General features: G+C 58.9%; 21 protein-coding genes. 13 read left to right on the top strand and 8 right to left on the bottom strand.

Annotation, left to right across the window (positions count from 1 at the left end):
* Positions 1 to 83: 83 nt before the first annotated feature.
* From cpaB to pdeM, 13 genes are all read left to right on the top strand, one after another.
* Complete coding sequence (gene cpaB / locus ACR1XU_RS09095; RefSeq protein WP_170613274.1) at positions 84 to 965, top strand: Flp pilus assembly protein CpaB; 882 nt, start codon at positions 84 to 86, stop codon at positions 963 to 965.
* A gap of 192 nt (positions 966 to 1,157) precedes the next feature.
* Positions 1,158 to 2,564, top strand: a complete 1,407-nt coding sequence (locus ACR1XU_RS09090) for a type II and III secretion system protein family protein (protein ID WP_170613276.1) — start codon at positions 1,158 to 1,160, stop codon at positions 2,562 to 2,564.
* A gap of 17 nt (positions 2,565 to 2,581) precedes the next feature.
* On the top strand, positions 2,582 to 3,211 hold the full coding sequence (locus ACR1XU_RS09085) for an OmpA family protein (RefSeq protein WP_170807759.1): 630 nt from the start codon (positions 2,582 to 2,584) through the stop codon (positions 3,209 to 3,211).
* A gap of 197 nt (positions 3,212 to 3,408) precedes the next feature.
* Positions 3,409 to 4,644: a CpaE/TadZ family protein gene (locus ACR1XU_RS09080; protein ID WP_480905698.1), complete on the top strand. Its 1,236-nt coding sequence runs from the start codon at positions 3,409 to 3,411 to the stop codon at positions 4,642 to 4,644.
* A gap of 24 nt (positions 4,645 to 4,668) precedes the next feature.
* Complete coding sequence (locus tag ACR1XU_RS09075) at positions 4,669 to 6,114, top strand: TadA family conjugal transfer-associated ATPase (protein ID WP_170613282.1); 1,446 nt, start codon at positions 4,669 to 4,671, stop codon at positions 6,112 to 6,114.
* A gap of 12 nt (positions 6,115 to 6,126) precedes the next feature.
* Positions 6,127 to 7,095, top strand: a complete 969-nt coding sequence (locus ACR1XU_RS09070; RefSeq protein ID WP_170613284.1) for a type II secretion system F family protein — start codon at positions 6,127 to 6,129, stop codon at positions 7,093 to 7,095.
* 10 nt (positions 7,096 to 7,105) lie between these two features.
* Complete coding sequence (locus tag ACR1XU_RS09065) at positions 7,106 to 8,080, top strand: type II secretion system F family protein (RefSeq protein WP_170807758.1); 975 nt, start codon at positions 7,106 to 7,108, stop codon at positions 8,078 to 8,080.
* 7 nt (positions 8,081 to 8,087) lie between these two features.
* Positions 8,088 to 8,669, top strand: a complete 582-nt coding sequence (locus ACR1XU_RS09060; RefSeq protein WP_480905703.1) for a tetratricopeptide repeat protein — start codon at positions 8,088 to 8,090, stop codon at positions 8,667 to 8,669.
* A 30-nt stretch (positions 8,670 to 8,699) separates the two neighbouring features.
* Complete coding sequence (locus tag ACR1XU_RS09055) at positions 8,700 to 9,551, top strand: tetratricopeptide repeat protein (RefSeq protein ID WP_480490479.1); 852 nt, start codon at positions 8,700 to 8,702, stop codon at positions 9,549 to 9,551.
* 3 nt (positions 9,552 to 9,554) lie between these two features.
* Positions 9,555 to 10,100 (top strand): prepilin peptidase, encoded by a 546-nt coding sequence (locus tag ACR1XU_RS09050; protein WP_480905899.1) that lies wholly within the window; start codon positions 9,555 to 9,557, stop codon positions 10,098 to 10,100.
* 117 nt (positions 10,101 to 10,217) lie between these two features.
* On the top strand, positions 10,218 to 11,525 hold the full coding sequence (locus ACR1XU_RS09045) for an ATPase (protein ID WP_170613292.1): 1,308 nt from the start codon (positions 10,218 to 10,220) through the stop codon (positions 11,523 to 11,525).
* A 40-nt stretch (positions 11,526 to 11,565) separates the two neighbouring features.
* On the top strand, positions 11,566 to 13,977 hold the full coding sequence (locus ACR1XU_RS09040) for a ligase-associated DNA damage response DEXH box helicase (RefSeq protein WP_480905708.1): 2,412 nt from the start codon (positions 11,566 to 11,568) through the stop codon (positions 13,975 to 13,977).
* Positions 13,978 to 14,017: 40 nt separating this feature from the next.
* A complete protein-coding gene (pdeM, locus tag ACR1XU_RS09035) occupies positions 14,018 to 14,680 on the top strand; it encodes a ligase-associated DNA damage response endonuclease PdeM (RefSeq protein WP_170613296.1) in 663 nt (220 codons plus the stop codon).
* Position 14,681: 1 nt separating this feature from the next.
* Here the strand turns inward: pdeM and ACR1XU_RS09030 are convergent, their stop codons facing one another.
* From ACR1XU_RS09030 to ybgF, 8 genes are all read right to left on the bottom strand, one after another.
* Positions 14,682 to 15,428, bottom strand: coding sequence for a LytTR family DNA-binding domain-containing protein (locus ACR1XU_RS09030; RefSeq protein ID WP_170613298.1), 747 nt, complete (start codon positions 15,426 to 15,428; stop codon positions 14,682 to 14,684).
* Positions 15,429 to 15,656: 228 nt separating this feature from the next.
* Complete coding sequence (gene folD, locus ACR1XU_RS09025; protein WP_170678158.1) at positions 15,657 to 16,547, bottom strand: bifunctional methylenetetrahydrofolate dehydrogenase/methenyltetrahydrofolate cyclohydrolase FolD; 891 nt, start codon at positions 16,545 to 16,547, stop codon at positions 15,657 to 15,659.
* A gap of 52 nt (positions 16,548 to 16,599) precedes the next feature.
* On the bottom strand, positions 16,600 to 16,905 hold the full coding sequence (locus tag ACR1XU_RS09020; protein WP_170613302.1) for a chorismate mutase: 306 nt from the start codon (positions 16,903 to 16,905) through the stop codon (positions 16,600 to 16,602).
* Positions 16,906 to 16,962: 57 nt separating this feature from the next.
* Positions 16,963 to 18,639: a formate--tetrahydrofolate ligase gene (locus tag ACR1XU_RS09015; RefSeq protein ID WP_480905711.1), complete on the bottom strand. Its 1,677-nt coding sequence runs from the start codon at positions 18,637 to 18,639 to the stop codon at positions 16,963 to 16,965.
* Between the two features lie 144 nt (positions 18,640 to 18,783).
* Positions 18,784 to 19,380: an MOSC domain-containing protein gene (locus ACR1XU_RS09010; protein WP_480905714.1), complete on the bottom strand. Its 597-nt coding sequence runs from the start codon at positions 19,378 to 19,380 to the stop codon at positions 18,784 to 18,786.
* 99 nt (positions 19,381 to 19,479) lie between these two features.
* Complete coding sequence (gene ftsH / locus ACR1XU_RS09005; RefSeq protein ID WP_480905717.1) at positions 19,480 to 21,396, bottom strand: ATP-dependent zinc metalloprotease FtsH; 1,917 nt, start codon at positions 21,394 to 21,396, stop codon at positions 19,480 to 19,482.
* Between the two features lie 75 nt (positions 21,397 to 21,471).
* Positions 21,472 to 22,725: a tRNA lysidine(34) synthetase TilS gene (tilS, locus tag ACR1XU_RS09000; protein WP_480905720.1), complete on the bottom strand. Its 1,254-nt coding sequence runs from the start codon at positions 22,723 to 22,725 to the stop codon at positions 21,472 to 21,474.
* Positions 22,722 to 23,546, bottom strand: a complete 825-nt coding sequence (gene ybgF, locus ACR1XU_RS08995) for a tol-pal system protein YbgF (RefSeq protein WP_170807817.1) — start codon at positions 23,544 to 23,546, stop codon at positions 22,722 to 22,724. The genes tilS and ybgF overlap by 4 nt, the downstream gene beginning before the upstream one ends.
* Position 23,547: the final 1 nt, after the last annotated feature.

Raw genomic sequence — 23,547 nt, 5'->3', positions numbered from 1 at the left:
CAATTCCTGTTTAGGAAATAAGCTGTTTCAAAGTTTCCCACTGGCCGAAATGACTCTGGCCACCGAAAATATGAGGTGCACGCATGCGAGCTGTGTTTGGTCTTGTTCTGATCGTCGGGGTGGCTCTGGCCGGCGGCGCGGTTTACATGGCGCGCAACTATATCACCGCCTATCAGGATGCTCTCGCACGCGAGCGTTTGGCAGCCCAGGAAGCTTTGGCAAACGCGAACGTCAATGTAATTCCGACCGTCAGCGTCATCGTGTCCAACCGTTCGCTAAAGTATGGCGAACGCGTGAAGGAAGAAGATGTGCGTATCGTCGATTGGCCGGAAAACGCGATCCCCGAGGGCACATTCACGGAAATGACCGTCCTGTTCCCCGAGACCGGAGACAATGAGCGTTATGTCATGAGGGCCATGGAAAAAGACGAAGCGATCATGGAGGTCAAGATTACCCGGCCGGGCGAAGCCGCGGGTCTGACCTCGCGCCTGGAAAAAGGCAAGCGGGCCTTTGCCATCAGCGTTGATGTTGCGTCCGGCGTATCCGGATTTCTGCGCCCGGGAGACGACGTCGACATTATCTGGACCGGCTCGTTGCGGGGCGCGGTCGAGGGTGCCAGCGGTGAACTCACGCGTTTGATTCTTCCCAGTATCAGACTGGTTGCCATTGATCAGTCCGCAGGCTCGGACGTCACAGGCACAACAATTGCACGTACAGTTACGGTTGCCGTTACACCGGAACAGGCGATCTCGCTGGCCCAGGCCCAGAGCACCGGTCGCCTGTCCCTCGCCCTGGTTGGGGTCGAGGACGAGGCCATCACCGCGGCAATCGAAGTCGACCAGCGAAAACTGTTGGGTATTAAAGAGGCGGCTCCCGCTCCGAAGAAAGCCCAGGAAAGAGTGTGTACGATCCGGACCCGCCGCGGCGGAGAGATCGTCGAAACCCCAATTCCCTGCACAAACTGACGTTAAATCAGAGCGTTACGGACTTGAGCCGCGCAGTCTGCGCGGCTCTTTCTATTTTGATTGTTGCCCATTCCCCACATAAGGAACAATCCGGAAACCATTGATTATTGCAATAAATTCTGAATTCGCGCAGTGTTTCGTATCAGAGGGCGATAGACCCAAAAACGAGGCGTGATCGGAGAGGCAGGTCACATGACAATACGTTCCTGGATCAGCGCAACCCTGCTGGGGTTGGCGCTTGTTGTGAGCCCGGTCGGCGATGCCGCCTGGGCACAGAATCTTCGCGTGGTGAAAAAGGGCACGGCGGAAACGCTGGATGTCCCTATGAATCGCGCAATTGTTGTTGAGAGTGAAGAGCCGTTCGCAGAACTGAGCATCGCCAACGCGGGTATCGCCGACATCTCGTCGCTTTCGGACCGCACGATCTATGTTCTTGGTAAGGCTCCTGGCATCACAACGCTGACGTTGTTCGATGGCGTCGGCAATCTGATCACGAACGTTCGCGTTCGTGTGGCACCGGATGTGACCGAATTCAAGGAAAGGCTGCGCCAGATCCTGCCCGATGAGCGGGTCGAGGTACGTACGGCAAATGACGGCATCGTGCTGTCCGGCACCGTGTCCAGCTCGGCAAAGCTGGCCCGCGCGCTGGAACTGGCAGAACGTTATGCCCCGGATCGCGTTTCGAACCTTATGAGCGTTGGCGGCGTGCAGCAGGTCATGCTGAAAGTCCGCTTTGCAGAGATGAACCGCTCGGTCGCCAAGAGCCTGTCAGCATCGCTGGGCTTCGGAGGCGGCGATGTGACCGGTGGTATCAACACGCTGAACAACTCGTTGGCATTGCAGAACGCACTGAGCAACAACATTCCCGCCGTGCAGTCCAACACGGGTGCCATCCTGTTTGGATTTGGCGCAGGTTCGACCCAGGTTCGCCTGTTGCTGGAGGCCCTTGAGGCCAAAGGCCTAGCCCGCAGCCTGGCTGAACCCAACCTGTCTGCACTGTCCGGGCAAGAAGCGACATTCCTGGCCGGCGGTGAAGTGCCTATCCCGGTTCCGCAGGACGATGGTGTCGTTACCATTGAATACAAGGCCTTCGGTGTTGAAATCGACTTCATCCCACGTGTTGTCGACGGCGAGCTAATTAATCTGGAGATGGCCGCGTCTGTCTCGGCGATCGACAACAGCTCGAACTTCACGATCAATGGCGACAACGTTCCAAGCTTTATCACACGCCAGACCAGCACGACGGTTGAACTGCGCGACGGAGAGAGCTTTGCCATCGCCGGGCTGATCCAGGACAACTTTGCCGACCTGAACAACCAGATCCCGTGGCTTGGCGACGTACCGGTCCTGGGCGCCCTGTTCCGCAGCGCCGAATATCAGCGCGAACAAAGCGAACTGGTTATTATCATCACTGCACATCTTGTGTCGCCGACGCGAGGTGAAGCCCTGGCTCTGCCCACCGATCGGGTCAAACCGCCCAGCGAATTCGATCTGTTCGTGAATGGCAAGACCGCCCGGACAACACGTGCCGGTGCAGGTGCCGCAACAGAAGTGGCCAAACAGGGCTATGGCAGCTCTTACGGCTACGTCCTGGATTGATGAGGAGGATAGGACCCATGCAAAAGTGGATGATGACACTATGTCTGTCGGTCGCTGTCGCAGGCTGTACACGGGAAGCGGGCTACGAAATCGATTCGGGCGCTTTCGGCAACGCAACTCTCAACAATATCCAGGTGATGAACGGTGAGTTGTCCTATGCCCAGATCCTGGCTCAGCGGTTTGCGGCAGAGGTTCCAACCCAGATCAACTTTGCCTTCAACAGTTCGCAACTGGATGCTTCGGCACAGCGGATCCTGGCGCAGCAGGCGGCCTGGATCAAGCAATTCCCCGAAGCCCGGTTCCGGGTCTATGGTCACACCGACAGGGTCGGTTCCGCTTCCTATAACCAAAGCCTGGGACAGCGCCGTGCAAACTCAGCGGTTGCATTCCTGGTCAATCAGGGCGTTTCCCGGTCCCGGCTTGAAGCAGTGGTCTCTTTCGGCAAGTCACGTCCTTTGATCGATACGCCGAATCGCGACCGCCGCAACCGGCGTACCGTGACCGAAGTGTCCGGATTTGTAGATAACCACCCCAACCTGCTGGACGGCAAATACGCCGAGGTTATCTATCGCAGCTACGTGGAAAGCGCCATTCCACCCTCGGGCCTGGCATCCGAGACGAGTGTTGGCACCACATCAGAACAATAAAGCGCAATTGGGCGGCATCGTCGCCCAATTCCCTACAATTTGTTCTTTTACGCCCAATTCTCGCCCAACTTCCAAGAGACGTTGTCAACAATTGGGTGACCTGCGGCCAGATTTGACCGCATCGGGGCGACAGCCAATCCGACCAGACCGCTTGTGTTTGTAAGATTTGCCAAGCCCTCACTACGAGGATTGTGTTAATGACAAGCGCCACGCCGCAAGACGAAAATAACGCCATTCTGGCCTGCACAATCAGCCGTGATGTCCAGAATTTCGATCTGTTGATCGAAGACATGGAAGTTGCGCTGGGTGAACGCTGGGGCGATCTTGGATTTGCTGAGGCACTGGCTTTTTTCAGCCAGCCCGAGGCAGATTCTCTTGAATTTGTGGCACTTGCAATCGACGGGGAAGACGAAGACAACCTGACGCTGATGGGTGAAATCATCACCCGCGCCAAGGACAAGAAAATCAAAGTTGTTCTGATCGCCGAAGATGTCACACCTGCGTCGCTGCATCAGCTGCTGCGCAAAGGTGCCGATGAATTTGTCCCCTACCCGCTGCCCGAAGGCGAGTTGCAGGAGGCCATCGAGCGCATGAAACAGCCCGATCCGGTTGCCGCGCCCCAGGCGGCGGCAGTTCCGTTGACCCAGGGCGAATCAAAAGAAGGCGCGCTGTTTGTGGTGCACGGCCTGGCCGGAGGCGTAGGCTCGACCACTCTGGCGGTCAATCTTGCCTGGGAACTGGCTACGGTTTCGGACAAAGAAGCACCGACCGTGTGCCTGATTGACCTGGATCTGCAATTTGGCACAGTTTCCACATATCTGGACCTGCCGCGTCGCGAGACAGTGTTCGAAATGCTGTCGGACACGGCGTCCATGGACGACGATGTTTTTTCCCAGGCGCTGCAGACATATGAAGAAAGACTGCAGGTTCTGACCTCGCCTTCCGACATTGTTCCGCTGGACCTGATTACGCCTGAGGATATTCAGCGCGTCATCGACACCGCGCGCAAACATTTCGACTATGTGGTCGTGGATATGCCAAAAACACTGGTGCACTGGTCCGAAACGGTGCTGGCGGCGGCGCATGTCTATTTTGCACTGATCGAGCTGGATATGCGGTCCGCCCAGAACGCGCTGCGCCTGAAGCGTGCCTTGCAGGCCGAGGAACTGCCCTTCAACAAGCTGCGCTTTGCATTGAACCGTGCGCCAAAATTCACGGATCTGAACGGCAAGGGCCGGGTCAAGCGCATGGGCGAAAGCCTGGGAATCTCCATCGATCTGCAACTGCCCGAAGGTGGTAAACCTGTTCTGCAAGCCGGCGATCACGGCCTGCCGCTTGCAAAATCTGCCGCCAAGAACCCACTGCGGCGGGAAATCGCCAAACTGGCCAAGTCGCTTCACAGCCTGGGCTCGAGCAACGCGGAAGCCGCGTAACAACTTCTCAAGGGGACAGCCGTCATGTTTTCGAGATACAAGAAGCAGCCTGATGCGCAGCCGGTCAAGACAGCGGCCAAAGCCCCCGAGGCCGCCCCGGCCGCGGCAAACGCTCCTGCCTCTGCCACAACGGCGGTTGTCCGCAAACCGGTGCAGAAAAAGGCCGCCGAGGCCTCATCTTCCGACCGTGACCGCAAGCGCAAGGAACGCTTGAGTGAAATCAAGATCGATCTGCATCGCGAATTGCTTGAAAACCTGAACCTCTCGGCGCTGGAATCAGCCGCCGAGGCTGAGCTTCGGGCTGAGATCAGCGCCATTGCCAGCGAAGTTCTCGAATCGCGCAACATCGTTCTGAACCGCGAAGACCGTTCGCAGCTCAACAAGGAACTTTATGACGAGGTCACAGGGCTTGGGCCTTTGGAGACCTTGCTGCAGGATGACACGGTCAACGATATTCTGGTGAACGGTCCGCAGCAGATCTTCGTAGAACGCGACGGCAAGCTGCAACTCAGCGACATCACCTTCAAGGACGAAAAGCACCTGATGCGGATCATCGACAAGATCGTGTCCGCCGTGGGTCGCCGGGTCGATGAATCCAACCCTTATGTTGACGCCCGTCTTGCTGACGGATCGCGTTTCAACGCCATGGTGCCGCCGATTGCGGTCGACGGATCTCTGGTATCCATTCGTAAGTTCAAAAAGGACAAGCTGGGCATCGATGATCTGGTCAATTTCGGTGCGTTCAGCGAAGAAATGGCTGCCTATCTTCAAGCTGCGGTGTCTACGCGCCTGAACGTTATCGTCTCGGGCGGTACTGGTTCCGGTAAAACGACCACCCTGAACGCCCTGTCCAGCTTCATTGACGACGCCGAACGCATCCTGACGATCGAAGATACAGCAGAACTTCAGCTGCAGCAGACCCATGTGGGCCGGATGGAAAGTCGTCCGCCCAACGTGGAAGGCAAAGGCGAAGTCAGCCCGCGCGACTGTCTCAAAAACGCCCTGCGGATGCGCCCCGACCGTATCATCGTGGGTGAGACGCGTGGTGCCGAGGTGATCGACATGTTGCAGGCCATGAACACTGGCCACGACGGGTCAATGACTACGATCCACGCCAACTCGGCCCGCGACGGGATCTCGCGTCTGGAAAACATGATCGCGATGGCCGGGATCGAGATGCCGATCAAGGCCGTGCGCAGCCAGATTGCCAGCGCTGTGAACCTGATCGTACAGGCCAGCCGCTTGCAGGACGGTTCGCGCCGCATGACATCGATCACCGAGATCACCGGGATGGAAGGCGATGTGATTTCCATGCAGGAAATCTTTCGTTTTCAACGTGTTGGCCTGACACCTGACAACAAGATTATCGGTCACTTCACCGCAACCGGCGTGCGCAGCCACTACTCCGAGCGCTTCCGCCTGTGGGGCTTTGACCTGCCCGCGTCCATTTACGACCCAACCACAATGTAGGAGATCAAGGATATGCAACTGCCTATGGAGGCATTGATCTATGTCGCGATCTTCGTGGGCGTTCTGGCCCTGGTCGAAGGTATCTACCTGGTCGCGTTCGGCAAATCCATCAGCCTTAACAGCCGGGTAAACCGCCGCCTCGACATGCTCGACAAAGGTGTCGGGCGTGAACAGGTTCTGGAACAGCTGCGCAAGGAAATGCAGCAGCATATGAAATCGCAGAGCATCCCGCTCTATTCCCTTCTGGCCGACAAGGCGCAGAAGGCGGCGATTGCGTTTTCGCCCCGGCAATTGATCATGATCATGTGCCTTGTATCCGGGGTCGCGTTCATGGGGCTTAGCATCGGCACAGCCACCGATACCGCCTTACGGGCGGCCATTTCCGTCGCAATCGGTGTTGGCAGCGTTTATGCGTGGGTGAACCAAAAGGCCAAGAAACGCATGGGCATGATCGAAGAACAATTGCCCGAAGCCGTGGAACTGATGGTTCGCTCGCTGCGTGTCGGCAACCCCTTCGTCTCAACGATTCAGGTTGTTGCTTCCGAGGTTCAGGACCCGCTGGGAACCGAGTTTGGCGTCATCGCCGATGAATGCGCCTATGGCCGCGACGTTGGCGAAGCCTTGAAAGACATGGCCGAACGTCTGGACATGCAGGATTTGCGGTTTTTGGCGGTTGCCGTGGGCATCCAGCAGCAATCCGGCGGTAACCTCGCAGAGATTCTGGCCGGTCTTGCACAGGTTATCCGTGCCCGATTCCGCCTGTTTCGCCGCGTCAAGGCGATCACGGCCGAGGCACAGTGGTCCGGTAAATTCCTGTCGGCCTTCCCGCTGGGCTGTCTGGCTTTCATACTGGTCAAGGATCCCGGTTATTATGACGGCGTTCTCGACCATCCCTGGTTCATTCCGATGTGTTTCTTTGTTGGCATCACGCTGACGCTGAACTTGATCGTCATGAAAATCATCACCAACATCAAGGTTTGAGGGCACGGCAATGGAATTCCTGACCCGCATCAATGACTTGCTGACCGAGCATCTGGGCGAGTTCGGACCACTGATCGTGGTCGGTGTTCTGGGGTTGTTCATGATCCTGGTCACTATCCCTCTGATGCTGAACCAGCCCGAGGATCCGCTCAAAAAGCTGCAGCGTTCGAATGCCGCGCCCAAGAAGGAAAAGAAGGCCAAGAAAGACCAGTTGCGGAACGCCGGTCGGAACGAGCAGCTTGAAAAATTCGCGACCTTTCTGGAACCGAAAGATCAGGAAGAACTGTCGGCAATGCAGCTCAAGCTGCGGCAGGCAGGGTACCAGACCAAGGACGCGGTGCGGTTTTTCCACTTTGCACAGTTCTCCCTTGGGATCATCGGCATCATTGTCGGCGTTCTGCTGGTAACGGTGTTCGCGGGAACGCAGGAATTCACCACCCAGCAAATTCTGGTGCGCGTGCTGGTGCCCGGCGGTGTCGGCTACATGATCCCCAAATACTGGATCACGCGCCGCATCGAAGAGCGGAAAGAGAAGATTACGCAAGCCTTTCCCGACACGCTTGACCTGATGCTGGTTTGTGTGGAGGCCGGTCAGTCCCTCGATCAGGCCATAGTCCGGGTGTCAAACGAAATGAAAGCCTCGTACCCCGACATTTCGCAGGAGTTCGAGATCGTCGCTTACGAAATGAAAGCGGGTAAGGACAAGGATACCGTCCTGCGTGACTTTGGCACCCGTTGTGGCGTGCAGGACGTCAACTCGTTCGTCACGGTGATGATCCAGTCGGCAACCTTTGGTACATCAATTGCTGAAGCTCTGCGGGTGTATGCGGGCGAGATGCGCGACAAGCGCGTCATGCGCGCTGAGGAGGCTGCGAACAAGCTGCCGACCAAAATGACGCTTGTCACAATGGGACTGACAGTTCCGCCTTTGCTGGTTATTCTTGTCGGGCCTTCGGCAAACGTCATTTCGAATTTCGGCCGGTAGTAACCTGATGAACCCATTTCGCTGCTGCGCCCGGACCGGGCTCCGCCGCATCTTTCAGGCCACCCTGGTTTTCACCATGGTGGCCTCTTGCACAGAGACCGATCGTTCCGGCGATCTGGAGGCTCCGGGCATTGACGCCGGGGGACAGGCCGAAGACGAAATTGAGGTTGGAAACCGCTTGATGGCCGCCGGCGAGTACGAACTGGCGCTCAAATCCTTTACCCGCGCCGCTCTGGAACAGGGGATGACACCGCAAATCCTGACATCGATGGGCACGGCAAATCTGGGCCTGAAGCGCCTTGGCCAAGCCGAAACCCTGCTGAGACGGGCCGTCAAGGATGATACCGATTGGCCGGTGGCGTGGAATAATCTGGGCGTTCTGCTGATGGAAACCGGGCAATATCCCGAAGCGGCCCAGGTGTTTCAGCGCGCTTATGCGCTGGACAATGGCGAAAGTGACGCAATCCGCGACAATCTGCGGTTAGCACTCGCAAAAATGGAAAATCCTGATAATAATACCTCACAAGAACAAGAATATACGCTGGAGCAGCAAGGCGACGGGCAATTTACGCTTCGCAAGCTCCCGTAACCAGAGGCAAGAGCAGTAAAGGACGCAAAAATGCGCCAACAATTCTTGATTCCGTCGATCGTCATATGCGGATTGATTGTATCGGCATGCGCCAAAGAGACCGAAGAAGAAAAGGTCGAGCGTACATTTCAGGAAGTAAACGTCATTGATGAAACCAATCTGAATGACGTGTTGCTGAGTGCGGCCGACCCGAACGAGGCGGTCACATATTTCCACAATGCGGCCACCAAGAACCCTGATCGCATCGACCTGCAGCGGGGTCTGGCGATATCTCTTTCACGCGCCAAACGCACAACCGAAGCTTCTGCCGCCTGGAAGAAGGTCACAGGCATGAAAGGCTCGACCAACGCGGACAAGGTCGAGTATGCAGACGCTCTGGTTCGCGGCGGCAATTGGAAAGAGGCCGAGGCCGTGCTGGATTCAGTCCCCCCCACATTTGAGACATTCAAGCGCTATCGTCTCGAGGCGTTGGTGGCGGATTCGCAGGAAAGCTGGAAGCGGGCAGATCATTTCTACGAAACCGCCGTAGGCCTGACGACGCGCCCGGGCAGTGTGATGAACAACTGGGGCTATTCCAAGCTGACACGCGGCCAGTATGCCGAGGCCGAACGCCTGTTTACTGAAGCGATCCGGCACGACAAATCCCTTTTCACTGCCAAGAACAACCTTGTTCTGGCCAGATCGGCCCAGAGAAACTACACCATGCCGGTTATTCCGATGACCCAGATCGAGCGCGCCCAGTTGCTGAATACGATGGGGATCTCGGCGGTCAAGCAAGGGGATGTGAACACGGCCAAGAACCTGTTCCGCGAGGCCATTGCCACCCACCCGCAACATTTCGACGAAGCCGTCCGTTCGCTGCGTGCGCTCGAGGAAGCCTGATTGATGCATATCCCTGCGGTTGCAGCTGCGTGGTTCCTGCCATTTGTGCTGCCAATCTGCTTTTACGTCGCTTTCACTGATATGCGTGAAATGCGGATCAAGAATCACGCGGTTCTGGCGCTGGCGATTGTCTATGTCGTCATCGGACTGTTTGTCCTGCCGCCGTGGTCGCAGGAGTGGTTAAGCGGGAATATTGGCCCCTTATCCGTCACTTTGCCCCTCTATCTGTGGCAACTGCTTCATATTGTCATTGTTCTGCTTGTTGGCATCGTCCTGAACGCGGCAGGGGTCATGGGTGCGGGAGACGCCAAGTTCCTTGCTGCGGCCTCTCCTTTCGTCTGGTTTACCGACGCTTTTATCCTGTTGGCCGTTCTGACAGCGACCCTTCTGGCCGCCGTGGCAACCCATCGTCTGGCCAAGAACACCCGTCTGCGCAGCATCGCACCGCATTGGGAAAGCTGGGACCGTGGCCGGCAATTTCCAATGGGTCTGGCCCTGGCAGGCGCTTTGGCCATGTATCTGATTTTGGGAACTGTTTACGGTTCGTGAACTATCATCAGCGCGCCTTGCCCCCGCCTTGGTCCTGCCACAAAGGCGGGCCAAATTTTCCGCAAGCGGCCCGTTCAGGGCCGGTTGACGTGAAACCGGGATAGACGAGCCACGCTCATGAATATGCAGACCACTTCCGTTATGGCCCCCCCCGCCCCAAAGGGGCTGGGTGAAATGCAGCTTCCGCTGGTGATGATGCGGGACATTTTGCTCAAGACGATCTTTCGCAAGAACGTCGACACCGTGTCCGAGATCGCCGCAGCCATCTGTCTTCCGGGTTCCGTTACGCAGGAACTGGTCGATATCACCCGCGATCAGAAACTGCTTGAGGCGACCGGCACCCTGAACGCCAACAGCGGCAACGAAATGGGGTACCAACTGACCGATGCGGGAAAGGCACGTGCGTTGGACGCGTTGAGCCAGTCGGAGTATTTCGGCGCCATGCCAGTACCGCTGGACGTGTATCGCGAGCAGGTCAAGCGCCAGTCGATTCGCAACATTCAGGTCACGCGTGAGCAACTGACCGGTGCGATGGGTCATCTGGTTCTGCCCGACAGCCTGCTTGACCATTTGGGCCCGGCGGTCAGCGCCGGCCGGTCGATCCTGATGTATGGCCCGCCGGGCAATGGTAAATCCTCGATCTCGAACGGTATCCGCGACGCGCTGGGGGACAATGTCTATGTGCCCTGGGCCATCGAATATGCCGGGCAGGTGATCACCGTCTATGACCCGATCGTCCATACCGCCATCGAACAGGAACCCGATGACCCCAACAGCCTGCGCCGCCGCAAACGGTTCGACTCGCGCTATGTTCAGTGCGAGCGCCCGACGGTTGTGACCGGGGGCGAACTGTCTCTCAGCATGCTTGATCTGGTCTACAACCCGACCGCGCGCACCTACCAGGCGCCGCTGCAGTTGAAATCGACAGGTGGCATCTTCATCGTCGACGACCTTGGCCGTCAGGCGGAACCACCTCAGGCGCTGGTCAACCGCTGGATCGTTCCGCTGGAAGAAAACAAGGACATCCTTGGCCTTCAATCGGGTGAAAAGTTCGAAGTTCCCTTTGACACGCTGGTCATCTTCTCGACCAACTTCCACCCGAACGAGATCTTTGACCAGGCCGCCCTGCGCCGGATCTTCTTCAAGATCAAGATCGACGGTCCGAACCAGGAAAACTTCCTGAAAATCTTCGCCATGGTTGCCCGCAAACGCGGCATGCCGCTGGACGAGGCCGCGCTGGTGCATCTGTTGAAGGTCAAATACCCGACGATCAATAACATCTATGCGAACTATCAGCCGATTTTCCTGATCGACCAGATGATCGCAATCTGCGAATTCGAAGGCATTCCTTATCAGATGAGCCCCGACCTGATCGACCGGGCCTGGGCAAACATGTTCGTCAAGGACGAGAAAATCGTCAAATAACGCCGTGCCAATCAGGCGCGAGGGCGGCTAATCTGCGCAAATGACGCAGATTCCCGCCCGGATCACCGACTGGTTTTCAGCCAAAGGCTGGTCCATCCATCCGCATCAGCAGGACATGTTCGACCGGGCACAGGACCCGGCGACATTGCTGATCGCACCCACAGGTGGCGGCAAGACCATGGCCGGCTTTCTGCCGACGCTGGCGGAACTGGCCGATGGCGCGCATGAGGGCCTGCACACACTCTATGTCTCGCCGCTCAAGGCGCTGGCGGCCGATATCCGGCGCAATCTGCGTGGCCCGGCGGACGAAATCGGCCTGCCGATCCGGATCGAAGACCGGACCGGCGACACCTCGGCCACGCAAAAGAAACGCCAGCGCGTGGATCCGCCGCATATCCTGCTGACGACGCCCGAAAGTCTGGCGCTGCTGACCTCGTACGAGGACGCGCCGCGCATGTTCAAAGGCGTCCAGCGGGTGATCGTGGACGAGGTTCACGCCCTTTCCGAAAGCAAACGCGGCGATCAGTTGATGCTGGCACTGGCGCGCCTGCAAAGCCTGTGCCCTGCCCTACGCCGCGTGGGCCTGTCAGCAACTGTCGAAGACCCCGATGCCATCGCCCGGTTTCTTGCCCGCCACCCTGACACCTGCCGGATCATTCAGGCCGACCCCGGCCCTGACCCGGATATCTCGATGCTGCAAACAACCGAGATGCCACCATGGTCCGGCGGCGGCGCGGCCTATGCCATTCCGGCCGTGCTGGAGCAGGTCCGGCTTCACAAGACGACACTGATCTTTCACAACACCCGCGCACAGGCGGAAATCTTCTTTCACAACCTGTGGCTCGCAAATGACGAGGGTCTGCCCATCGGCATTCATCATGGCAGTCTGGACCGGCAGCAACGCGAAAGGGTTGAAGCCGCAATGGTACGCGGAGAGTTGCGCGCCATTGTCTGTACCGGCAGCCTGGATCTGGGCATCGACTGGGGTGATGTGGATCTGGTGATCCAGATCGGCGCGCCCAAGAACGTCAAGCGACTGGTGCAACGCATTGGTCGCGCCAATCATCGATACAACGCCCCCTCCAAGGCTTTGCTGGTGCCTGCCAACCGGTTCGAGGTTGTTGAATGCGTTGCAGCGCTTGAAGCCGTCCAGGCGCATGATCTGGATGGCGAACCGCGCGGGCGCGGCCCAAGGGACGTGTTGTGCCAGCACATTCTAATTGCCGCCGCCGCAGGGCCGTTCGATGCGGACGACCTTTATGCGGAAATGACGATGGCAGGGCCTTTTGCCCAAGTGTCACGTCCTGAGTTCGACGCCTGTCTGGAGTTCTGTGCCACTGGGGGATACGCCCTGCGCGCCTATGACCGCTGGCAACGACTGCAGCAGCGCCCCGATGGCCGTTGGCAACTGCGCGACCCGCGCGCCGCGCAGCGTATCCGTATGAATCTGGGCACGATTCAGGATACCGACACCCTGAAAGTGCGCCTGAAACGCAACCGGGGCGGCAAACCCCTGGGTGAGGTCGAAGAGGGCTTTGCCGCTTCGCTGACGCAGGGTGATACCTTTCTGATCGGCGGGCAAATCGTCCGCTATGAAGGCCTGCGCGAAATGGTTGTCGAGGTCAGTCGCCGCGCTGATCGCAAACCAAAGATCGCAACGTTTTCTGGTACGAAATTTGCCACTTCCACGCAGTTGAGCGACCGCATCCTGCGGATGTTTGCCCAGGACGACTGGCCGCAATTGCCGCCACACACCGCCGAGTGGCTGGCCCTGCAACGCAACATGTCCCGACTGCCCCAGCGCGACAGGCTGCTGATCGAAAGCTTTCCCAATGACGGGCGCGAAAATCTGTGTGTCTACGGATTTGCCGGGCGAAACGCCCAGCAAACGCTGGGCCTGCTGCTGACCAAACGGATGGAGGAAACCGGGCTGGCACCATTGGGCTTTGTCGCCACCGACTATGCCACGCTGATCTGGGGACTGGATGCGGTGACCGATCCGCGCCCCCTGTTCGAACACAGAGCATTGCGGGCGGGGCTCGAGACATGGCTGGCGGGCAACGCGGTGATGAAGCGTACCTTTCGCGCCTCGGCGACAATCGCGGGGCTGATCGAACGGAACACCGGCGGCCAGCGCAAGAGCAGGCGGCAAGCAACGTTCTCGTCTGACATACTGTATGACACGCTGCTGAAATATGACCCGGACCACCTGCTGATGCAGATCACGCGCGAAGAGGCCATGCGTGGTCTGGTAGATTTCGGACGGATCGAGGAAATGATTGCGCGCATCGGCGACCGCCTCGATCTTCTTCGGCTGGACAGAGTCTCCCCCCTGGCCGCGCCGCTGTTTCTTGAGGTCGGCAAAGTGCCCGTCAAAGGTGCCGCCGAAGAACGGCTATTGGCCGAGGAAAGCGCGCGGCTTTTGCAGGCTGCGGGATTAGAGAGCGGTTAATCCGCTTGCCTTGGGTCGGGAAACAGGCAAAGAACGGATCATGAACAGCCTGTTGTTTACCTTTGCCGGTCTATCCCTGCACGCTTTGGGGTCCGGGGCGTTGTGGTGGCCCGATCGGAAATTGCTGTGCGTGTCCGACCTGCATCTGGGCAAGTCCGAGCGGATGGCCCGGCGCGGCGGGGCCGCGCTGCCGCCCTATGATACACAGGACACGCTGACGCGGCTGGCGGCGGACCTGCACCACACCCGCGCCGAGACGGTCATTTGCCTGGGTGACAGCTTCGACGATCTGGACGCCGCACAGTCATTGATCCCGGACCATCAATTGCAGATCGTCACCCTGCAGGCTGGCCGGGACTGGATCTGGATCGAAGGCAACCACGATCCCGGACCTGTCGAACTGGGCGGAACGCATCTGTCCGAGTGCTCCTTTGGACCGTTGGTATTCCGCCACATCGCCGAACCCTCTGGCCGGGCCGAGGTTTCGGGCCACTACCACCCCAAGGCGAGCTTACGCGTGCGTGGCCGGTCCATCACCCGGCCGGCGTTCCTGCTGGATCAGGCGCGTTTGATAATGCCGGCCTACGGTACGTTTACGGGCGGTCTGCGCAGTACCGACGCGGCCTTGGCCGGCTTGATGGACAAACAGGCCAAAGCCATTCTGACCGGGCCACAGCCACAGATCATTCCCATGCCGCGCTAGTTCAGATCAGCCCGTCCTGTTCCAACATGGGTCTGTATTTTCGGCTGACCGGCACAAGGTCGCCGTTACGCAGCCGGACGAAAGTCTTTCCGTCGGTCCGTTCGGTGCTGACAATCGCATCATCAGTCACCCAATGGGATCGATGCGTGCAATGACCGGGGATCGGCTCCATCTCGTCGATCGCATCCGTAAAACGCGATCGAATGGTAAACGTACCCTCAGAGGTGACGACATCCACATTGTGATCCCGAACCGTCAGACGATAAATCCGGCCCTGAAAACCCGCCGGAAGACGTCTGACCAGACGCGGCATCTGCTCTGGCACTCCGGTCGGCTTTGGATGTCCGGGTTCGGTCCGGCCGACCAGAATCAGGCCGGTCGAGAACAGCACCCCGTAAGGTAAGACCGCCAGCGCACCTGGGGCTTCCTGTCCGCCAATCGTGAACAGCAGCCAGGCCAAAAGCCACAATGCCGGTGTAAACAGGATCAGGATGACGGCAGAGAAGACAACGTCTCGGGCCGAAAGATAGTCCTGAGACAGATGTTCATAGATGAACTTTCTGGAAAGCCATGTTGCGGCGATTGCCAGTGCCATGACACCGGCCCAGAATGTCAATCGCATGCCGAACGGCAATGCGACGTCCAAAAAAGGTGGAAAAGTGTAAGCCAGCAGCGGAACGAAAACCAATCCAGCCACCACGCGTTGAAGGGTGCAAGCGGCTATGATCAGGTTCAGTTTTGACTTCATATTGTTCCGACGGGCAATCCGCTGAGGTCCGTTACAATCACTTCGAGCGGCATGCATTTCGCATTTAACCAACTGGATTTAATAACTTATCACCGATTTGATCACATTCAAACCCGTTTATTCAAAATTAATGTTGTCTCTCAATGAGGAAACGGCCGGGAAGGTTTCCCCTGCCCGGCCGTTCCAAAGCATCGGTTGCGCGCTGAAATTGCGCGGAATCTTTCGCGATCAGGCGGTCAGACCCTCGGGTTCAGGTAAACCGTTCGCGCGGCAGCACGCTGTCAGCGTGTTGGCCAGCAAGCAAGCGATGGTCATCGGGCCAACGCCGCCCGGAACCGGCGTGATCGCACCAGCGCGTTCGGCCGCGCTGGCATAGTCGACGTCTCCGACCAGCTTGTTCTTGCCGTCGCGCTCGATTCGGTTGATGCCCACGTCGATGACGGTCGCCCCTTCCTTGATCCAGTCGCCCGGCACCATCTCGGGGCGGCCCACGGCGGCAACCACGATATCGGCGCGGCGCACGACGTCCGGCAGGTCCTTGGTGCGCGAATGCGCGATGGTCACGGTGCAGCTGTCACCCAGCAACAGTTGCGCCATCGGCTTGCCGACGATGTTCGACCGGCCGATCACAACAGCATCCATACCCGACAGTGACCCATGGTGGTCGCGCAGCATCATCAGGCAGCCCAGCGGGGTGCAGGGCACCATCGACTTCTGACCGGTACCCAACAGGCCCACATTCGAGATATGGAACCCGTCCACATCCTTGGCCGGGTCGATCGAGTTGATCACCAGATCCTCGTTCAGATGCTTGGGCAGCGGAAGCTGAACCAGAATCCCGTGCACGGCGGGATCGTTGTTCAGCTTGTCGATCAACGCCAGCAGGTCTGCCTCGGAGGTTTCGACATCCAGCTTGTGCTCGTACGAGTTCATGCCGACCTCGACTGTCATTTTGCCCTTTGAGCGGACATAGACCTGACTGGCCGGATCCTCGCCCACCAGAACCACGGCCAGGCCGGGCGTGATGCCGTTTTCCTCTTTCAGCTTTGCAACCTGATCGGCCACCTGCGCGCGGACTTTGGCCGCAAAGGCCTTGCCGTCGATGACTTGAGCTACCATCCTTTGATCCCTTCTTTCAAAAGCGGATCGGGCGCCAGAAGCGCCCGGTCATTCAGTCAGGGCCGAGCACACTTTCTTCGCGTGCAATCGACCAATCAATCAAGATACGCCACAGATTTTCGGCAAGATCAGGGTCCATACCCAGTCTGTCCGAGCTCACACGTACCTTTTGCACCACATCTTCAACTCGATCAGGAATTCGGGCCGGAAGACCCTCGCCCGGTTTCAGCTCGGACGCGCGGTCAATGTAAGTTGCGCGCGTCACCAACATCTCAATCAGTTGGCGGTCTAGCTTGTCGATCTGAACCCGCAATTCCTGCATGGAAAGACAGTCTTGCGGCAGTGTCAGAGTGGGCATCGCAATCTCCTCATGGCCCGGGGATTCCCCGGACCACGAGATGTCTCATTCAGCGGCTTAGAACAAGCCCTCGATCTCACCTGCGTCATTGAGGCAGATGGTTTCCGCGGCGGGTTTGCGCGGCAGACCGGGCATGGTCATGATCTCACCACAGACAACCACGATGAAACCGGCACCCGCGGACAGGCGAACCTCGCGCACCGGAACCGAGTGGCCGGTGGGCGCGCCACGCAGGGACGGATCGGTCGAGAACGAATACTGGGTTTTTGCCATGCAGACCGGCAAGTTGCCGTAACCGGCGGCTTCCCATTCCTTCAGCTGGTTGCGGATCTTGGAATCCGCCAGCACCTCGTCAGCGCGGTAGATGCGCTTGGCGATGGTCTCGACTTTTTCGAACAGCGGCATGTCGTCCGGATAGATCGGCGAGAAGTTCGCAGTACCGGCATCGGCGATTTCCACAACCTTTTTGGCCAGATCCTCGGATCCCTCCGAGCCCAGTTCCCAGTGACGGGACAAAACCGCCTCAACCCCGTGCTCGGCGCAATAGTCCTTGACGGCCTGCACTTCGGCGTCGGTGTCGGTGACGAAGTGGTTGATCGCGACGACGACCGGCACACCGAAGGACTTCACGTTCTCGATATGGCGGCCCAGGTTGGCACAGCCCGACTTCACGGCATCAACATTCTCGGCACCCAGATCGGCCTTGGCAACGCCGCCGTTCATCTTCATCGCGCGCACGGTGGCAACCAGCACGACGGCAGACGGGGCGATGCCCGCCTTGCGGCATTTGATGTTCATGAACTTTTCGGCACCCAGATCGGCACCAAAGCCCGCTTCGGTCACGACATAGTCGGCGACTTTCAGAGCGGTCTTGGTGGCGATGACCGAGTTACAGCCATGCGCGATGTTCGCGAAAGGACCGCCGTGAACGAAGGCCGGGTTGTTTTCCAGCGTCTGCACCAGGTTCGGCTGCATGGCGTCCTTCAGCAGAACGGTCATTGCGCCCTCAGCCTTGATGTCGCGGCAGTAGACCGGCGTCTTGTCGCGGCGGTAAGCGACGATGATGTCGCCCAGGCGTTTCTCCAGGTCCTTCAGATCGTTTGCCAGGCACAGGATCGCCATGACTTCAGACGCCACTGTGATGTCATAGCCTGCTTCACGCGGGAAACCGTTCGAGACACCGCCCAGCGAGCAGGTGATCTGACGCAAAGCGCGGTCGTTCATGTCGACCACGCGGCGCCACACGACGCGGCGCATGTCGATAGCCTGCTCATTGCCCCAGTAGATGTGGTTGTCGATCATTGCCGACAGCAGCGAGTGAGCCGAGGTGATGGCGTGGAAGTCACCGGTGAAGTGCAGGTTCATTTCCTCCATCGGAACAACCTGCGCGTAACCGCCACCTGCAGCGCCGCCCTTCATCCCGAAGTTCGGACCCAGCGAGGCTTCGCGGATACAGATCATCGCGTTCTTGCCGATGCGGTTCAGGCCGTCGCCCAGACCAACGGTGGTGGTGGTTTTGCCTTCACCTGCCGGGGTCGGGTTGATCGCGGTCACCAGGATCAGCTTGCCATCTTTACGGTCCTGCACCGAGTTGATGAAGTCCTGGCTGACCTTTGCTTTGTCGTGACCGTATGGCAGCAGGTCTGCGGACTCGATGCCGATTTTAGCGCCGATTTCCTGAATCGGCTTCTTGTTCGCTTCGCGGGCGATTTCGATGTCGGATTTGTAGCTCATTGGGCAGGGTCCCTGGTTGAATGCCGTGCAAAACCGACGCTGAGCGTCGGCGCTGTGCAATCCATACCGTCGTGTACAAAACGGATGGCTATGGATTCCGACATAATTGTGCCGCGAAACGGCGTCGGGGTGTTTACCGCGTTTCTAATCGGAAACGCCGGTACCGGAAGGTGCCCAGGCCCGCTGATCCGGCACGAACAGTTTCATGCTGTCACCCAGCTTCAATTGACCCGGACGTTCGACCCAGGCGGTCACGCCCCTGCGCCCCTGCGCCGCCGGTTTGAAGGCAGGGCCATGTCCCGGCAGGTCGGCTTCCACCTCGCGTCCCGGAATGATGCAGGGACGGTTTTCCATATCGATCGTTAGCGTCAGGCCATTTGCGGCCTGCAGGCGGGAACTTGGCGGCACATGGGTGAAATCGGGAATTCCGCGCAACACCAGGCTGGCGCCCAGATAGGACGGGTCCAGCAGGGTCAGGCTCATCTCCGCAGCAATCTCGTCCAGTTGCTCGGCTGACAATACCGACAACTGCCGGACATTTCGAATTTCCGTTCCCTTCGGATAGAGGTTTGTCATGCGAACGCAGGAGGCCCGGTTCACACCTTCGTGCCGCGCGCCGGGATCACCCGCGAAATCCAGATCCAGCCTCTCGACCGACTTGGCCCGAATGCTATTGCCGGCAGGAACGTGCCCCAGCCAGGTAACTTCGGCGGTGTATTCGGTTTGGCGCAATACGGGCATGTCACCCCTTTCAGGCTGTGTACGATAACGCGGCACAGAAACCCAGTTTCAGGTGATTGGAAAGAAAAAAGACCCGGGACATTGCCCGGGTCCGTGTTGTTATGCCGAAGGTTCCGGCTCCATCCCGCCTTCGGGTGGAGACTTCTTGACCTTGGTTTTCGGGATCGCGGTGACACTGGGTGCGCTTCCCTCATCGGTGTTGTCGCCTTCGTCATCCCCCTCGCCGGGCGATTCGCCGTTCATGACGCGCTTAATCTCGTCACCCGTCAGCGTTTCGTATTCCAGCAAGCCCTGAGCCAAGCGTTCCCAGCTTTCACCGTGCTCATTCAGGATTTCAAGCGCGCGCTCATAACCCTGCTGGATCAGGCGCTTCACCTCTTCCTCGATCAGTTCCTTGGTGTGGGCGGAAACCGAGAATCCGGCCGTGTTGCCCGAATACCCCTCATGCGCCTCGGCATAGTCGATATTGCCGACCTTGTCGGACATGCCCCAGCGCATCACCATGGCGCGCGCCAGCTGGCTGGCCTGCATGATGTCACCGGCCGGACCGTTCGACACATGGTCTTCACCGTATTTGATCACCTCGGCGGCTTTGCCCGCCATGGTCATGGCCAGCTTCTGCTCACACTCATCGCGGTGATAGTTCAGGCGGTCCATTTCCGGCAGCGAAACCACCATACCCAGCGCACCACCGCGCGGGATGATCGTCGCCTTGTAGACCGGATCGCACAGCGGCAGGGTCAGGCCGACCACGGCGTGACCGGCCTCGTGATAAGCGGTCTTTTCCTTCTGGTCCTGTGTCAGAACCATCGAGCGGCGCTCGGCCCCCATCATCACCTTGTCTTTCGCGTTCTCGAAATCTTCCATGGTGACAAAGCGGCGGCCCACACGGGCAGCCATCAGGGCCGCCTCGTTCACAAGGTTCGCCAGATCAGCACCCGAGAAGCCCGGCGTACCGCGTGCAATGATACGCAGGTCGACATCGGGGCCCAGAGGAGTCTTGCGGGCGTGGACACCCAGGATCTTCTCACGACCCTTGATGTCCGGATTACCCACAGTGACCTGACGGTCGAAACGGCCCGGACGCAGCAGCGCGGGGTCCAGAACGTCTTTACGGTTGGTGGCCGCAAGAATGATCACGCCTTCGTTGGCCTCGAACCCGTCCATCTCGACCAGCAACTGGTTGAGCGTCTGTTCGCGTTCGTCGTTACCGCCGCCATAACCGGCGCCACGATGGCGACCCACGGCGTCGATTTCATCAATGAAGACGATACAGGGCGCGTTTTTCTTGGCCTGCTCGAACATGTCGCGCACACGGGACGCGCCGACACCCACGAACATTTCAACAAAGTCTGAACCCGAGATGGTGAAGAATGGCACACCCGCCTCACCTGCAATCGCACGGGCCAACAGCGTTTTACCGGTACCCGGAGGGCCAACCAGCAGCGCGCCTTTCGGGATCTTGCCGCCAAGACGTGAGAATTTCTGCGGATTGCGCAGGAACTCGACGATCTCTTCCAGCTCTTCCTTGGCTTCATCGATGCCCGCCACGTCGTCAAATGTCACGCGGCCATGCTTTTCTGTCAGCATCTTGGCCTTCGACTTGCCAAAGCCCATCGCGCCGCCTTTGCCGCCGCCCTGCATCCGGTTCATGAAATAGACCCAGACACCGATCAGCAGCAGGAAGGGCAGCAGAGTGATCAGGAACGACTGGAAACCCGACTGTTGCTGCTTTTCAGCGCGCACGGGGATGTTCTTGTCGATCAGCAGTTTGGTGACTTCGGCATCGCCGGGCTTGATGGTAACATAGCTGGCACCGCTTTGGGTGGTATAGCGAATCTGCTCGCCGTCCAGTGTCACATTCTTGACTTCGCCGCCCTCAACTGCGCTGACAAAGTCGGAATAGGTTCTTTCGTTATTCTGAAGCGAACCGCCCGGTCCGCTGAACAGATTAAACAATGCCAGGATCAGCAGAAAAAGAACGACCCAGAAAGCGATATTACGAGCGTTGCCCAAGAAAAATCTCCCAACAGATTTCGGCAGGTGAGGATCCGCCGCTTGCTCCTTAAAATAGAGAGGATTGTGGCAGGTTCAATGCGATAAAATCATAGCATAAAACTCGGGCCAATTTGGCATCATTTCGGCATGCCAGCCATTTGCGGATCCGGAAAGCGGGGCAGACACGACCGTATCGCCTGTCCAGACCGCAGGCGTGGACATCAGTGCGCGCCGGGGCAAGCGTGCTTCACGCCAATCCAGCAGTTGTTTCAGCCCGTCCTCGCCCAGCGCGCGGATTTCGGCATCTGGAATTGTGGGGCCGGACACCACCCAGCGTCGGTCCCAAGGCTGGTTACACGCGGCCGATACACCCTGAAGCGCCTTTAGTTCCCTGCAAATCCACGCATTATCGCGTTCTGTGAAGACCAGACAGCCTCCGATGGTGCTGGTCCGGCGATTCAATAATGCTTCCAGCGCCTGATCCACATTTGACTGGCGCGGAGGATACCCCTCTCCCGCGATCCAGTTGATGGTCGCGACCAGAAGGCGGCGCTGGATCTCGCGCGGCAACGCCGCAAAGCCTGCGGGATCAATGCAGACAGCGCCGTCTTTCACTTCGGTGATCTTGCGGGCGGATTCCTGCGTATACCGCGCCAAAGCATCACGGGCTTGTGCAAGATTTTCTGCCACTCGGGCCAGAGACTGCGCGGTGATGCCAATCGGTTCAAGGCTTGCCAGAGCCTGCCGCACCTTGATCCGGTCAAATCGCGTATCGTGATTCGACGGGTCCTCGATCCAATCAGCGCCGATCTCGCGTAGATAAGTGCGCAGTTCCTGACGCGAGATATCCAGCATCGGTCGAAGCAGCAAAACCCCGTCTCGTGCGCGAACAGACGGCATCGATGACAGGCCGGTGACGCCGGCCGCGCGCGCCAGCCTCATCAGAACGGTTTCGGCCTGATCGTCTGCCGTGTGCCCAAGGGCAATGGCCTCCACCCCATTGCGACCGGCCCATTCCGTCAGCAACGCGTAACGCGCCTGACGGGCCTGATCCTGCAGGTTTCCGCTGCCATCCCACCCTTGCCAGAGCAGAGTATCATGCGACAGCCCAAGGCTTCCTGCCTGCGCGGCCACCGTTTCTGCCTCGGCCGCTGCTTCAGGCCGCAGGCCATGATTCACGGTTGCTGCCAGAACTGTCACCCCTTCTGCCTGTGCTATGCCATGCAGAAGATGCATCAGCGCAACCGAGTCGCCGCCGCCCGAAACCGCCACACCGATACGGCGCGGCAGTGTTTTCGGCAGTCGCTCGCGGATCTGAGCTGTCAGAGAAGCTGCACTTCGGGTCAAGAACAACCCAGAGACGCCATTTCCTGCGTGGCGTCCGAGACCGTGCTGGAGGATGGGAAACGCACCCCAACCTCGCCCAACGTGATACAGGCCTGATCGGTTTGTCCCAATCGCCCCAGCGCGGCCCCCAGTTCAAACAGCGCTTCGGGGGCAAAGGCCCCTTCGGAATCACCGGTAAAGCTCGCCAGGAATGCCCGGGCGGCTTCACGGGTATCGCCCAGACCTTCCAGCGCCTGGCCGCGTTTCAAGTGCGCCTCGGGTGCAAGCGGACTGCCGGGATATGAGGTGTCGAATTGCGCGAATCCATCTGCGGCAGACTGAAAGTCACCATCAGCCAGCGCCTGCGACGCTGCATCAAAATCAGCGCGTTCACCCACGGCAAGTTCACCCTGACCCGAGTTGGTCGGCTCAATTGGCGCAGGGGCGACGGCGACATCGGTCGCGGTTTCCCCGCCTAGGGTCGACGTTTCGCCCAACGTGCTGAGATCGCCCCCTTCCAGTTCGACCAGCCGGAATTCCAGGTCACCAATTCGATTGGTGCCATCGGTCACAACGCTCTGGATACGTTGGTTCAGCTGTTCGGTCTGCCGGGTCAGGCGCTGTAACTCGGCCTCGATGGCGTCAACGCGTTCCAGTACGGAACTGCCGGACAGGTTCGGAGCCGGGGAGCCGGTGGTCGAAAACTCGCGCTTGAGGCGCTGGATTTCCACGTGTAGCACTGTCAGTTCCTGCCGGATATCCGCCAGCGTCTGCTGATCCTGCGCCTTTGCCACGCCGGCGCTCAGCACGACCGCCGCCAGAACCCATCCTGCAATTCGCATC

It is taken from the genome of Ruegeria sp. D1(2025), from assembly GCF_056536425.1.
Note: the sequence above shows the minus strand (reverse complement) of the source record. Positions and strands in the feature narration are given on the sequence as shown.

Bases quoted from the DNA above. Each gene is read 5' to 3' on its own strand.
- cpaB (WP_170613274.1), top strand. From the start codon at position 84: ATGCGAGCTGTGTTTGGTCTTGTTCTGATCGTCGGGGTGGCTCTGGCC.
- ACR1XU_RS09090 (WP_170613276.1), top strand. From the start codon at position 1,158: ATGACAATACGTTCCTGGATCAGCGCAACCCTGCTGGGGTTGGCGCTT.
- ACR1XU_RS09085 (WP_170807759.1), top strand. From the start codon at position 2,582: ATGCAAAAGTGGATGATGACACTATGTCTGTCGGTCGCTGTCGCAGGC.
- ACR1XU_RS09080 (WP_480905698.1), top strand. From the start codon at position 3,409: ATGACAAGCGCCACGCCGCAAGACGAAAATAACGCCATTCTGGCCTGC.
- ACR1XU_RS09075 (WP_170613282.1), top strand. From the start codon at position 4,669: ATGTTTTCGAGATACAAGAAGCAGCCTGATGCGCAGCCGGTCAAGACA.
- ACR1XU_RS09070 (WP_170613284.1), top strand. From the start codon at position 6,127: ATGCAACTGCCTATGGAGGCATTGATCTATGTCGCGATCTTCGTGGGC.
- ACR1XU_RS09065 (WP_170807758.1), top strand. From the start codon at position 7,106: ATGGAATTCCTGACCCGCATCAATGACTTGCTGACCGAGCATCTGGGC.
- ACR1XU_RS09060 (WP_480905703.1), top strand. From the start codon at position 8,088: ATGAACCCATTTCGCTGCTGCGCCCGGACCGGGCTCCGCCGCATCTTT.
- ACR1XU_RS09055 (WP_480490479.1), top strand. From the start codon at position 8,700: ATGCGCCAACAATTCTTGATTCCGTCGATCGTCATATGCGGATTGATT.
- ACR1XU_RS09050 (WP_480905899.1), top strand. From the start codon at position 9,555: ATGCATATCCCTGCGGTTGCAGCTGCGTGGTTCCTGCCATTTGTGCTG.
- ACR1XU_RS09045 (WP_170613292.1), top strand. From the start codon at position 10,218: ATGAATATGCAGACCACTTCCGTTATGGCCCCCCCCGCCCCAAAGGGG.
- ACR1XU_RS09040 (WP_480905708.1), top strand. From the start codon at position 11,566: ATGACGCAGATTCCCGCCCGGATCACCGACTGGTTTTCAGCCAAAGGC.
- pdeM (WP_170613296.1), top strand. From the start codon at position 14,018: ATGAACAGCCTGTTGTTTACCTTTGCCGGTCTATCCCTGCACGCTTTG.
- ACR1XU_RS09030 (WP_170613298.1), bottom strand. From the start codon at position 15,428: ATGAAGTCAAAACTGAACCTGATCATAGCCGCTTGCACCCTTCAACGC.
- folD (WP_170678158.1), bottom strand. From the start codon at position 16,547: ATGGTAGCTCAAGTCATCGACGGCAAGGCCTTTGCGGCCAAAGTCCGC.
- ACR1XU_RS09020 (WP_170613302.1), bottom strand. From the start codon at position 16,905: ATGCCCACTCTGACACTGCCGCAAGACTGTCTTTCCATGCAGGAATTG.
- ACR1XU_RS09015 (WP_480905711.1), bottom strand. From the start codon at position 18,639: ATGAGCTACAAATCCGACATCGAAATCGCCCGCGAAGCGAACAAGAAG.
- ACR1XU_RS09010 (WP_480905714.1), bottom strand. From the start codon at position 19,380: ATGCCCGTATTGCGCCAAACCGAATACACCGCCGAAGTTACCTGGCTG.
- ybgF (WP_170807817.1), bottom strand. From the start codon at position 23,546: ATGCGAATTGCAGGATGGGTTCTGGCGGCGGTCGTGCTGAGCGCCGGC.